Source organism: Serratia sp. SA088 (assembly GCF_049065515.1).
Taxonomy (GTDB): domain Bacteria; phylum Pseudomonadota; class Gammaproteobacteria; order Enterobacterales; family Enterobacteriaceae; genus Serratia; species Serratia nematodiphila.
Genome location: NZ_JBAKGW010000013.1, coordinates 18,027 through 29,776 on the forward strand (window position 1 = coordinate 18,027; position 11,750 = coordinate 29,776).

An 11,750-nucleotide genomic window follows, 5' to 3' on the forward strand; every position below is an offset into this window, starting at 1 on the left:
AAAAGCGTCAGGCTTGCTTGATGAACGGGCGAGTCAGTAACCCGATGGGGCCGCGGCGATACCAGCGACCGATGCCTTTACTGCGGCGATCGCGCCCTAGCGATTGGGTGAGGCGATCGAGAATGATCGCCAGGATCACGATGCCGACCCCGCCGACGGCGGCCAGGCCCATGTCCAGCCGACCGATGCCGCGCAGCACCATCTGTCCCAGGCCGCCGACGGCGATCATCGAGGCGATGACCACCATCGACAGCGCCAACATCAGCGTCTGGTTAACGCCGGCCATGATGGTCGGCATCGCCAGCGGCAGCTGCACCTTGAACAGCAGCTGGCGCGGGCTGGCGCCAAAGGATTCGGCGGCCTCGATCAGATCCTCCGGCACCTGCTTGATGCCGAGAATGGTCAGACGCACGATCGGCGGCAGCGCGAAGATGATGGTTACCACCACGCCCGGCACGTTGCCGATGCCGAACAGCATGACGATCGGCACCAGATAGACGAAGGCCGGAGTGGTTTGCATGGCGTCGAGCAGCGGCCTAATCACCTTGGCGGCATGCTTGCTGCGCGCCAGCCAGATGCCGAGCGGCAGGCCGATAAGGATGCAGAAGAACAGCGCGGTCAGCACCAGCGCCAGCGTGACCATCGCCTGCGACCAGGCGCCGATGGCACCGATGGCGATCAGGGAGAGCAGCGTCGCGGCGCCCATGCCGAGGCCCGAGACCTGCCAGGCGAGCAGCGAGAACACCAGAATAGCGATCGGCGCCGGCATGCCCAGCAGCAGTTGTTGGAAGCCGCTCAGGATCATGTCCACCGGCACGCGGATGCCCTGGAACAGCGGGCGGAAGTGCAGCACCAGCCAGTCGATGCCTTGCGTGACCCAGGTATCGAACGGCACCCAGGCTTTGTGGAACGGATCGAGCAGGCTGAAGTGCTCCGGCTGCGCCGGGGCGCCGCTGAGCCAATCGGCGCTTTGCCCGGCGGCGTCATGTGCGGCCGGCGGCGGCGCGCTGGACCAGGCGTCACCGGCGTTGGCGGCGGCATCGCTGGCAGGTGCGGCTCCGGTATCGGCCGGTGCGGTAGCCCAGGGATCTTGGGTTTGCGTGGTATCACTCATTGGTTGAGCCCTCCTTGTCCAACGCCTGCAGCAGCATGGCCTTGGAGATGATGCCGAGATAGTTATGTTCTTCGCCCACCACCGGCACCGCGCACGGCGCCTGGGCGACCAGGGAAATCAGATCGCTGAGCGGCGTGTCGGCCGGCACGGCGGCGGGGGCCTCGAGCAGGGCATCGTCCAGCGTTTGATTGGCGGACAGCGCTTTTTTCAACGACTCTATCGACACCACGCCGATAAATTTCTTCCCGCGTTCAACAACATAACCATAATCACGGTCCTCATCGCGCAGCAGCTGCAGCGCCGAGCGGGGGCCAAAACCGGGGGTTTTGCGGATCAGCGTCACCGGGCGCCGTTGGGCGATATCCTTGGCGCTGAATACATGACTGATGTCCACGCCGCGGAAGAAGGTGCGCACATAGTCGTTGGCCGGGTTGTTCAGGATCTCGTCCGGCGTGCCGACCTGGATCACCTCACCGCCCTGCATGATGGCGATGCGATCGCCAATGCGCATCGCTTCGTCCAGATCGTGGGAAATAAACACGATGGTGCGCTGATGCTGAGCCTGTAATTTCACCAGCTCATCCTGCATTTCGGTACGAATTAACGGATCGAGCGCCGAGAAGGCTTCGTCCATCAATAATATATCCGGGTTATTGGCCAGGGCGCGGGCTAATCCCACGCGCTGGCGCATACCGCCGGATAATTCATCCGGATAAGACAGCGCATAATTCTCCAGCCCGACCTGACGCAGGGCATCCAGCGCTTTTTCCTGGCGCTCCTGCAGCGGTATGCCGGCTAATTCCATACCGAAAGCGGTGTTATTCAGAACATTCATGTGCGGCATTAGCGCGAATGACTGGAATACCATGCTGATCTTATTTCGCCGCACGGTGCGCAGTGCGGTGTCAGATATTTTGGCGATGTCCTCACCGTCGATCAGCACCTGACCGCGAGTGGGTTCTATCAGACGATTGAGAAGGCGTACCAGGGTGGACTTGCCGGAACCGGAGAGCCCCATGATGACAAATATCTCGCCTTCTTCAATGGCCAGAGTGGCGTCTTTTACGCCGAGCGATAAGCCGGTTTTTTCAAACAGCCGATCTTTTGTCAGACCTTTATCCAGCAGTTTGAATGCGCGTTCCGGGTGTTCGCCAAATATCTTATACAGGTTCTTTACTTCGAGTTTAATTGCCATGCAATTTGCTGTTTCCTCTGGTTTAATTAACGCGTTATGGGCTGTCCTTAGCAAAATAAAAGAGCTTTTTACCCTAACACAGTGAATATCTGAGACAACCCTCAATGTCATTTAAATGGAATATTAGTGGTTTACATCAAGGTTTTAATTAGTTATGGTAATTTGGCCCGTGACTCAAAATTGACGGCCATTATTCGGCATAATGGTTTGGTTTTTTGGAAAATAATACGGTGTGGCGCAGAGAGATATTTTGGCGCCGCGCCTGCCGTTCGGATAATAAAAAACCCGACCAGAGGCCGGGCAAAAGTCATCAGTATTTCATCAGTTTTAACGACAGGTGCCGATATCGAGGGGGATATCGTCGAGCGTCATGTTATCGCCTGAGTATGACAGCCAGATGGCAGCCTCAGGCCTTGCGATACAGCCGCCGCGGATGGCCTATATTGCCGTACAGCATCTCCACCCGCACGAACTGGGTGGCGACGCAATATTCCAGATACCGGCGGGCGGTGGTCTTGCTGATGCCGACTTGCTCAACCACGTCTTCCACCGCATGCGCCACCGCCGGCTGGGCGATAAACAGCGCCTGCACCAGCTCCAGCGTGTTGGTTTCGATGCCTTTGGCGCTCGGCTCGCTGGAGAACTGTTTCGACTGCAGGTTATACAGCGCATCGACGTTGTCCTGATCGATGATCTTGAAGGTGCGCTGGGTCTGCACGAACTGCATGAAGCGTTCGAGCGAATTGCGCAGCCGCTTGTAGGACACCGGTTTGATGATGTAATCGAAGGCGCCGTTGCGGATCGCCTGGCTGCAGGTATGCATGTCGCTGGCGGCGGTGATGAAGATCACCGAACAGGCGGGATTCTTCACCGCCGGTTCTTCCATCAGCTCGATGCCCTGGCCGTCCGGCAGGAAATTATCCAGCAGGATTAGCCGAGGCTGATGCTCGTTGGCTTTGGCCCGCGCTTCGGCCAGCGTGGCGGCGTAAGCCACCACCCGCAGGTTGAAATTTTTCTCGATGAACTCCGCGTGCAGCGTCGCCAGTTGCGGCTCGTCTTCCACGATCAGAACGTCCAGTGCTAGGTGTGACATAATCGGGTGCTCAAAAAATCGGGTTATGGGTTTTATTTAGGGATAAATATAGAGAATATCGCGCCGTGCGGCTCGTTGTCCGACACTTCTATGCTGCCGTGCGCCTGCGCCACATGGCTGGCGACCAGATGCAGGCCAATGCCGTGGTCGCTTTTATCCGCTTTGGTGGTGACGCCCTGTTCAAACAGCGTATCACGAATCTCCTCGGCGATGCCGGTGCCGCGATCCGCCACCTCGATCACCAGCTCGTCGCTGCCATCGCTGATATAGAGTTCGATCGCGTCGTGCGGAGTCGGGCAGTGCAGCGTCGCTTCCACCGCATTATCCAGCAGGTTGCCGACGATCGACATCAGTTCGGTCTCATTCAGCGCCGCCGGGATTTGCCGCAGTTGGCAGGCCGGATCGAAGCGCAGCTCGATGCCTTTTTCTCTGGCGCTGGAATATTTGCCCAGCAGCAGGCCGCACAGCGCCGCCGAACTGAAGCGCTGCGAGATGAAATCGAGGATCTCCTGCGCGCCCTCGGATTGGGCTTCCACATAGCGGATGGCCTCGTCGTAGCGCTGCATATGCAACAGACCGGCCAACGTGGCGGTCCAGTTCAGCTGCTCGTGGCGCATGATGCGCAGGTTGTCGGCATAGCGTTTCACCTGGCTGAGCTGGCTGCTCAGGGTATTGATGTCGTTTTTGTCGCGGAAGCTGATCACCCAGCCTTGCAGCTCCTGCTCCTGCATGATGCGCACCCGGCTGGCGATCACCCGAACGTGGTTGAAGCGGCACACCTCGTCGTGCGTATCCTGGCCCAGTTGCGCGGCGGCGAAGAAGTCCGGCTGCGCCTGGATCACGTCGCCGATCGGCCGGCCCAGCAAACTGGCGGCGGGCTGGTGCAGATCCAATAGCTCGCGCGCCGCATGGTTGATGGTGATGATCCGCAGCTGTGGATCGATGGCGATCACGCCCTCATAAATGGCTTCCAGCAGCGCTTTTTGCTGGCGCACCAGCAGCGCGATCTCTTTCGGCTCCAGCCAGAACATCTGGCGCTTGAGGTTTTTCGACAGCAGCCAGGAAAAGACGAACAGGGCGATCAGCAGCAGGACGATGGAGCCGATAATTTGCGTCAACGTCCTGGCATTTAAATTATCTATGTGCGATTTCAAATAGCCGACGGAAACGATGCCGATCACGTGATTATTTTCATCCAGGATCGGCGCCTTGCTGCGCAATGAAACGCCAATGCCGCCCTTGCGAATGGAAATAATGCTTTTCCCTTCCAGCACCTCTTTATTATCGCCGCCGATCATCGGCGTACCCAGGCGGCCTTCGTATTCGGAATGATAAAGATGGCGGGCGTGATTATCGCCGATGACGATATAACTGGCGTCACTGCTGGCGCGGATTTTTTTCATCAGCGCGGCAATTCTGGCGGCGTCGTGTTTTTCCACTGCGTCCACCAGCGAAGGAATGAGGGCGATTTCCCGCGCCTGCACCTGGGCGCGGGCGCCGAGATCGCGGTGCAGCTGCGCATCCAACTGGTAATAGGTGTAGGCGCCGATACAGGTCAGCAGCAGGCAGGAGAAGGCCACCAGGCACAGAAACAGCTTGATTTGAAATGAGAGTTTGAGGCGCATGGCGGAGCTTCACCGTAAAGAGATCCTGAAGCCTTACCCTATCACGAGAAGCGGGGTCTGTAATATTGCGCCCGATCAACTTGTGATCCCTCACACGGGATTAGAGTGAACCGGACGAGAATTGTTCGCCTGCGATAAAATTGATAAGCTTTAAAATAAAAACGGTATTAACACCATTAAAACCACGTCGATTTTTACATAATCTTAATTAACCCCATAGAAACCATAACCACCATTAAAAACCCTTTTTAACTTTGAACATAATCACAGCAGATAATCTGTGCGCTTCTCTATGATGGCTGAACAAACTAATAAGAGGCCAGATTATGAGCACAACAGATGATTCTTACCTCGTAGCCAAAGACAAGACCGCCGATATTCCTCTGCGTGAGAAATGGTGGCGGATACTGGACAATTATAAAGTAGGGATTATTCCGTTACCGTTCTTTATTCTGGCCGGCGTATTGATTCTGCTCGACTGCCTGGAAGGCAAATTGCCGAGCGATATCGTGGTGATGGTGGCCACCCTGGCGTTCTTCGGTTTCGCCTGCGGCGAATTCGGCAAACGCCTGCCGTTGATCGGCAAAATGGGCGCGGCGGCGATCTGCGCCACCTTTATTCCTTCCGCGCTGGTGCACTATGGCCTGTTGCCGGACGTGGTGGTGGAATCGACCACCAAGTTCTACAAATCGACCAACATTCTTTACCTCTACATCTGCTGCATCATCGTCGGCAGCATCATGAGCATGAACCGCCAGGTGCTGATCCAGGGTTTCCTGCGCATCTTCATTCCGATGCTGTGCGGCGAGATCGTCGGCATGCTGGTGGGGATGGGCGTCGGCATGGCGCTGGGCCTGGAGCCGTTCCAGATCTTCTTCTTCCTGATCTTGCCGATCATGGCCGGCGGCGTAGGTGAAGGGGCGATCCCGCTGTCGATGGGCTACGCGGCGATCCTGCACATGGAGCAGGGCGTGGCGCTGGGGCGCATTCTGCCGATCGTGATGCTCGGCAGCCTGACCGCCATCGTCATCGCCGGCCTGCTCAACCAACTGGGCAAGCGTTATCCGCACCTGACCGGCGAAGGCAGCCTGATGCCGAGTAAGCAGGGCGACAGCAACATGAACGCGGTGGAAAAAATCAGTGGCAAGGTGGACGTCAGCACCATCGCCTGCGGCGCGTTGCTGGCCATTCTGCTGTATATGGTGGGCATGCTGCTGCACCGCCTGATCGGCCTGCCGGCACCGGTGGGCATGCTGTTCGCCGCCGTAGCGGTGAAGCTGGCGCATGGGGTGTCGCCGCGCATTCAGGAAGGTTCGCAGGTGGTGTACAAATTCTTCCGCACCGCCGTGACTTATCCGATCCTGTTCGCGGTCGGGGTGGCCATCACGCCGTGGCAGGAGTTGGTGGACGCGTTTACCGTCCAGAATCTGATCGTGATCGTCACGACCGTCAGCGCGCTGGTGGCGACCGGTTTCTTCGTTGGCAAGAAAATTGGCATGCACCCTATCGACGTGGCGATCGTCTCCTGTTGCCAGAGCGGGCAGGGCGGCACCGGCGACGTCGCGATCCTCACCGCCGGCAACCGCATGTCGCTGATGCCGTTCGCCCAGATCGCAACCCGTATCGGCGGCGCTATCAACGTCTCGCTGTCGCTGCTGGTGTTGGCTAAGTTCTTCGTATAACTCCTATAAATCCTTAGCGTTACTTTGCCTTTCCCCGCCCCCGCGGGGATTTTTTTTGCCCGCGCGCCGGCCGGCCGCGCAGGCGGGAAAACGCCGGTTACGCCGCCTGTTTCATGGCGGCGTCATACCAGGCGAAGTAGCGCTCTACGCCGCGACGGCCGGATTCGATCAGCGCGCGTTTTTTCTCCTCGCTGATGCCGAACTCCAGCGTGCCGACGTCGAGCGTGTCGACATACACGGTGCGCTTCCAGTCATCGCTGTCCAGATGCACCTTGGTTTGGATGTCCAGCATCACGTTGGCCACCGCCAGGGTGAAATCAAACAGGTTGTTGACCGGCGTGCGCGGGCCGGCCTGACCGGCGGCCTGAGCGATTTCACTGGCGGAGTCCAGGCGAATGCCCAGCGTGCGGGTGTTGATGCGCTGGCTAGCGTTGTCGATGTAAGGCGGCGTGGCGGAGAAGTCATAGTCGAACAGCCGCACCGGGTAGTTGTCGATCATGCCACCGTCGATGCACAGGTCGCCCAGGGTATTGTTCTTCGCTACGAAGGCGAACGGGAACGACATCGAAATGCGCAGGCCGTCCGCCACTTTCATGCGCGGCGTGGTGCGGTGAGAATAGACCTCGCGCTGACCGCTGTTGAGGTTGGCGCCGATAAAGTAAATCGACTTGAACCCTTTCGCCGCTTTCATCGCTTCGAACTGCTCGAAGGTAATATCCGGGTTGCCGGTATATTGCTTGATAATATCGCGCGACCATTGATAGAAATAATCGCCGGGCGCGATGCCGTATTGATTGAACAGGCGATAGGCGTCCTGGATCGTGCCGAAAAAGCCGCCGTTATAATCGAGGAATTTTTTAAAATCCATCGCCGACAGAATTTTGGTGACGTCCGCCGAGCTGCAGCCCAGGCCGACCAGCAGTGCGGCGATGGCGCCCGCCGAGGCGCCGGAGGTTTGCTTGATCTGCGGCATGATGCCTTTGGCTTCCAGCAGTTCCAGCGCGCCGCCATAGGCGATGCCTTTTACGCCGCCGCCTTCAAAGACCAGGTTTTCGAATTGATAGCTCATGTTATTTCCTTACTCGTGGTTTAGGGAGTAAGGAAAATAACCAAGTGGCGAACGAGAAAATATTGATTGGGGTTGTGTGGGGCGGCAAACAAAATTATTCACAATAAATATATTATTTATATATTTATCAAAGGCATTTATTAAACAGGCGCATCGGGCTTTTTGCGTCAATACTTAGCGCTGTTCAATTCTCGCAAGGAGTCATCATGTTCTGGAAACGTTGTTTGCTGGGCGCGGCGCTGGCCGTTATGTCATTACAGGCCGGCGCCGCCGCGCCGCAGGCCAAAACCCCGACGCCGGGATTCTACCGCATCATGCTGGGCAGTTTTGAAGTGACCGCGTTGTCCGATGGCATCATTCGCCTGCCGGCGGACAAGCTGTTGCTGAACAGCACGCCGCAGCAGATCGCCGCCGGGGTAGCCGAGCAGCATCAAAGCCTGCCGGTGGTCACCTCGGTCAATGCCTATCTGATCAACACCGGCGACAAGCTGGTGATGATCGACAGCGGCGCCGGCCAACTGCTGGGCGACGGCCTGGGCAAGCTGGTGGATAACCTGCGCGCGGCGGGCTACCAGCCGGAGCAGGTGGATGAAATCTACCTGACCCACATGCACCCGGATCACCTCGGCGGCCTGACGCACGACGGCAAGGCGGCATTCCCCAATGCGGTGGTGCGCGCCGCCAGCCAGGACGCGGACTTCTGGCTGAGCGCGGACCAACTGAAACAGGCCAAAGCAGAGAGTAAAAGCAACTTCGAACGGGCCCAGGCGGCGATCAAGCCGTATCAGGCGGCCGGCCACTTTAAGCCGTTCAGCGGCGACGGTGAGCTTTCCCCGGGCATTGCCGCCTTTGCTGCCCACGGCCATACGCCGGGGCATAGCGTGTATCAGGTGACCAGCCAGGGCCAGAAGCTGTTGCTGCTGGGGGATCTGATCCACGTGGCGGCGGTGCAGATGCCGCATCCGAAGGTGGCTATCAGCTTTGATAATGACGCCAAGGCGGCGGTCGCTCAGCGGCTGCGGATATTTGGCGACAGCGCGCGGCAGAGCGAGCTGGTGGGGGGCGCACACCTGTCGTTCCCGGGGTTGGGGTATTTGAACCGCCAGGGCGACGGTTACACCTGGGTGCCGCTGAATTACGGCGCGCTGTAACGGAGATGGCCGCCCGTTGGGCGGCCATCGTAAGCGCCTTGGGGACATTGTTCGAAAATTTGGGATTATGATGCCAGAGAATCGGGGCTGATTCGCCGTGATAAACAGTGCATGATTAACGTCATGCCTGTCGTTTTCTTTAAGGAGCTCCCGATGAACCAGAAAACTCACTCCGTCGCCATCGTCACCGGCGCATCCCGCGGCATCGGCGCGGCCATCGCCGAGCGTCTGGCCGCCGATGGCTTTACCGTCATCATCAACTATTCAGGCAATCCGGCACCGGCCGATGAGCTGGTGCGCAAGATAGAACAGCGCGGCGGCCGCGCCTTGAGCGTCAAGGCCGACGTCAGCGATGCGTCTGCGGTCGCCCGGCTGTTCGACAGCGCAGAACAGGCGTTTGGCGGCGTCGACGTGCTGGTCAATAACGCCGGGGTGATCGCGCTGGCGCCGATAGCGGACATGAAGGATGAAGACGCGGATCGCCTGCTCGACATCAACCTGAAAGGCAGCTTCAATGCGATGCGCGAGGCGGCGAAGCGCCTGCGCGACAACGGCCGCATCATCAACTTCTCCTCCAGCGTGGTGGGGTTGCTGCAGCCGGGTTACGGCATGTATGCCGCCAGTAAGGCGGCGATCGAAGCGCTGACCAGCGTGCTGGCGAAAGAGCTGCGCGGCCGCAATATCACGGTGAACGCCGTCGCGCCGGGGCCGACCGCCACCGGCTTGTTCCTCGACGGCAAAACCCCGGAGCTTATCGAGCGGCTGGCGAAGATGGCGCCGTTGGAACGCCTGGGCACGCCGGACGATATCGCCGCGGCGGTGGCTTTTCTCGCCGGGGCCGACGGCGGCTGGATCAATGGCCAAACCCTGCGCGCCAACGGCGGCATCATCTGATTGGCGACGCGCCGCCGCCGAATCGGGTATCCTGTGGCGGAACATATCACATCAAGGGCAACGTATGACGGGCCACACTCAGCAATCCTATCCTGGCGTCAGATCGCCCTGCGTCAGCCTGTGCCGGATCGACGACGAAACCCAGCAGTGCCGCGGATGCCGGCGCACGCGGGCGGAGATCGCCGCCTGGCCGACCGCCAGCGACGCGGAGAAACGCGCTATTTGGCGGCGGCTAGAGTTGCGTCAATGGGTGAAATAATCCTCAGTGTTATTGCGCTGTCAGACTTCGTGTAGCACAATTGAGCTACATGTAACAGACCGACGTTGGGAGCGCTTATGTCTACGACGACCATCCGTATTCCAGATGAGCTTAAAGCCCGCGTGGCCGCCGTCGCCGAGCAGACTGGCGTGACGTCTCACAGCTTTATTTTGCAGGCAATAACGGAGAAAACGCAGCAAGAAGAGTTGCGCCGCGACTTTGAGAATGAAGCGGAAAAACGCTATGCCAAGATAATTGCGACGGGAGAGACGGTTTCTTGGAAAGAGATGCGCGGTTATTTGGAAAATTACGCTGCGGGTAACACCGCTGCGGTTAAACCTGCCGTTAAAAAACTGGGGCGCTGATGGCAAATGTCGAGTTGGCGCCAGAGGTCAGGGATGATATCGAACGTATTCTCGCTCATTTGGCTCAGTATGCTGCCGCGGATTCAGGGCGGCGCATTCAGGAAATCATCCAGGCGGTTGCGGTATTGGAACATAATCCATTGATCGGACGGTCCCTTGGCGCAGGGCTGCGCGAATTGATTATTGGGCAGCAAGCTCGCGGTTATTTGGCGCTCTACAAATATATCCCTGATATCGATACGGCATTTGTTCTGGCGATCCGCAGTCAGAAAGAACAAGGGTATTGAATGCACGATACCGGCCTGAAAGACCGGTATCGTTGTCATGTCCTCAGAAATCCCAGTCCTCATCCTCGGTGTTGACCGCCTTGCCGATGACGTAGGACGACCCTGAGCCGGAGAAGAAGTCGTGGTTTTCGTCGGCGTTCGGCGACAGCGCCGACAGGATCGCCGGGTTGACCTCCGCCATCGCCGGTGGGAACAGCGCTTCATACCCGAGGTTCATCAGCGCCTTGTTGGCGTTGTAGTGCAGGAAGGTCTTCACGTCTTCCGTCCAGCCGACGCCGTCGTACAGCTCCTCGGTGTAACGCACCTCGTTGTCGTACAGATCCTGCAGCAGATCGAAGGCGAAGTTTTTCACCTGCTGGCGCCGCGCGGCGTCCACCTTCTCCAGCCCTTTCTGGAACTTATAGCCGATATAGTAGCCGTGCACCGCTTCGTCGCGAATGATCAGGCGGATCAGATCGGCGGTGTTGGTCAGCTTGGCGCGGCTGGACCAGTACATCGGCAGGTAAAAGCCCGAATAGAACAGGAACGACTCGAGGAAGACGCTGGCGACTTTTTTCAGCAGCGGATCGTCGCTGCGGTAGTGCGCCAGAATGATGCCGGCTTTCTTCTGCAGCGCGCGGTTTTCCTCGCTCCAGCGATAGGCGTCATCCACGTCCGGCGTTTGGCACAGGGTGGAGAAGATTGAGCTGTAAGAGCGGGCGTGCACCGCCTCCATAAAACTGATGTTGGAGTACACCGCCTCTTCGTGCGGCGTCAGCGCATCGGCGATCAGGGCCGGCGCGCCGACGGTGTTCTGGATGGTGTCCAGCAGCGTCAGCCCGGTGAACACCCGAATGGTCAGCTGCTGCTCCTTCGGCGTCAGCGTGGCCCAGGAGGGGATATCGTTGGACAGCGGCACCTTCTCCGGCAGCCAGAAGTTGGAGGTCAGGCGGTTCCACACCTCCAGATCCTTGTCGTCTTCGATGATGTTCCAGTTGATGGCGCGCACCAGCGGCGCCGATGTTACGGTCGTCATA

General features: G+C 58.6%; 13 protein-coding genes. 7 read left to right on the forward strand and 6 right to left on the reverse strand.

Translation table 11 applies throughout. The annotated features are described in order from the left end of the window. Nucleotides 1-7 precede the first annotated feature (7 nt). Nucleotides 8-1,114, reverse strand: a complete 1,107-nt coding sequence (gene proW, locus ACOWVD_RS23565; RefSeq protein ID WP_004928897.1) for a glycine betaine/L-proline ABC transporter permease ProW — start codon at nt 1,112-1,114, stop codon at nt 8-10. Then, nucleotides 1,107-2,309 (reverse strand): glycine betaine/L-proline ABC transporter ATP-binding protein ProV, encoded by a 1,203-nt coding sequence (gene proV, locus ACOWVD_RS23570; RefSeq protein WP_004928900.1) that lies wholly within the window; start codon nt 2,307-2,309, stop codon nt 1,107-1,109. The genes proW and proV overlap by 8 nt, the downstream gene beginning before the upstream one ends. A 126-nt stretch (nt 2,310-2,435) precedes the next feature. Between proV and ACOWVD_RS23575 the strand changes: the two genes are divergently transcribed. Then, nucleotides 2,436-2,693 carry a hypothetical protein gene (locus tag ACOWVD_RS23575; RefSeq protein ID WP_135638569.1) on the forward strand — a complete coding sequence of 86 codons (258 nt, stop codon included), beginning with the start codon at nt 2,436-2,438 and terminating at the stop codon, nt 2,691-2,693. Nucleotides 2,694-2,715: 22 nt separating this feature from the next. On the opposite strand, the gene ACOWVD_RS23580 is transcribed toward ACOWVD_RS23575, so the two are convergent. Then, nucleotides 2,716-3,402, reverse strand: coding sequence for a response regulator (locus ACOWVD_RS23580; protein ID WP_004928904.1), 687 nt, complete (start codon nt 3,400-3,402; stop codon nt 2,716-2,718). A gap of 32 nt (nt 3,403-3,434) precedes the next feature. Continuing rightward, on the reverse strand, nt 3,435-5,027 hold the full coding sequence (locus ACOWVD_RS23585; protein WP_049242317.1) for an ATP-binding protein: 1,593 nt from the start codon (nt 5,025-5,027) through the stop codon (nt 3,435-3,437). Between the two features lie 326 nt (nt 5,028-5,353). Between ACOWVD_RS23585 and ACOWVD_RS23590 the strand changes: the two genes are divergently transcribed. Beyond that, complete coding sequence (locus ACOWVD_RS23590; protein WP_004928909.1) at nt 5,354-6,709, forward strand: 2-hydroxycarboxylate transporter family protein; 1,356 nt, start codon at nt 5,354-5,356, stop codon at nt 6,707-6,709. A gap of 97 nt (nt 6,710-6,806) precedes the next feature. Here the strand turns inward: ACOWVD_RS23590 and ACOWVD_RS23595 are convergent, their stop codons facing one another. Beyond that, nucleotides 6,807-7,778, reverse strand: coding sequence for a patatin-like phospholipase family protein (locus tag ACOWVD_RS23595; RefSeq protein ID WP_049242312.1), 972 nt, complete (start codon nt 7,776-7,778; stop codon nt 6,807-6,809). 206 nt (nt 7,779-7,984) lie between these two features. Here ACOWVD_RS23595 and ACOWVD_RS23600 point away from each other — a divergent pair, with 206 nt between their 5' ends. From ACOWVD_RS23600 to ACOWVD_RS23620, 5 genes are all read left to right on the forward strand, one after another. Beyond that, nucleotides 7,985-8,929, forward strand: coding sequence for an MBL fold metallo-hydrolase (locus tag ACOWVD_RS23600; RefSeq protein WP_049242309.1), 945 nt, complete (start codon nt 7,985-7,987; stop codon nt 8,927-8,929). A 153-nt stretch (nt 8,930-9,082) separates the two neighbouring features. Next, a complete protein-coding gene (locus ACOWVD_RS23605; protein ID WP_421105796.1) occupies nt 9,083-9,823 on the forward strand; it encodes an SDR family oxidoreductase in 741 nt (246 codons plus the stop codon). Nucleotides 9,824-9,887: 64 nt separating this feature from the next. Next, nucleotides 9,888-10,082 carry a DUF1289 domain-containing protein gene (locus ACOWVD_RS23610; protein WP_164123766.1) on the forward strand — a complete coding sequence of 65 codons (195 nt, stop codon included), beginning with the start codon at nt 9,888-9,890 and terminating at the stop codon, nt 10,080-10,082. A 77-nt stretch (nt 10,083-10,159) separates the two neighbouring features. Next, complete coding sequence (locus tag ACOWVD_RS23615) at nt 10,160-10,447, forward strand: CopG family ribbon-helix-helix protein (RefSeq protein WP_033632276.1); 288 nt, start codon at nt 10,160-10,162, stop codon at nt 10,445-10,447. Then, nucleotides 10,447-10,734, forward strand: coding sequence for a type II toxin-antitoxin system RelE/ParE family toxin (locus ACOWVD_RS23620; RefSeq protein ID WP_033632277.1), 288 nt, complete (start codon nt 10,447-10,449; stop codon nt 10,732-10,734). The genes ACOWVD_RS23615 and ACOWVD_RS23620 overlap by 1 nt, the downstream gene beginning before the upstream one ends. A gap of 43 nt (nt 10,735-10,777) precedes the next feature. Here ACOWVD_RS23620 and nrdF read toward each other — a convergent pair whose 3' ends face one another. Beyond that, the gene (gene nrdF, locus ACOWVD_RS23625) at nt 10,778-11,749 is read right to left on the reverse strand and encodes a class 1b ribonucleoside-diphosphate reductase subunit beta (RefSeq protein WP_004928917.1); all 972 of its coding nucleotides are present in this window, start codon (nt 11,747-11,749) and stop codon (nt 10,778-10,780) included. Between the last annotated feature and the right edge of the window lies 1 nt (nt 11,750).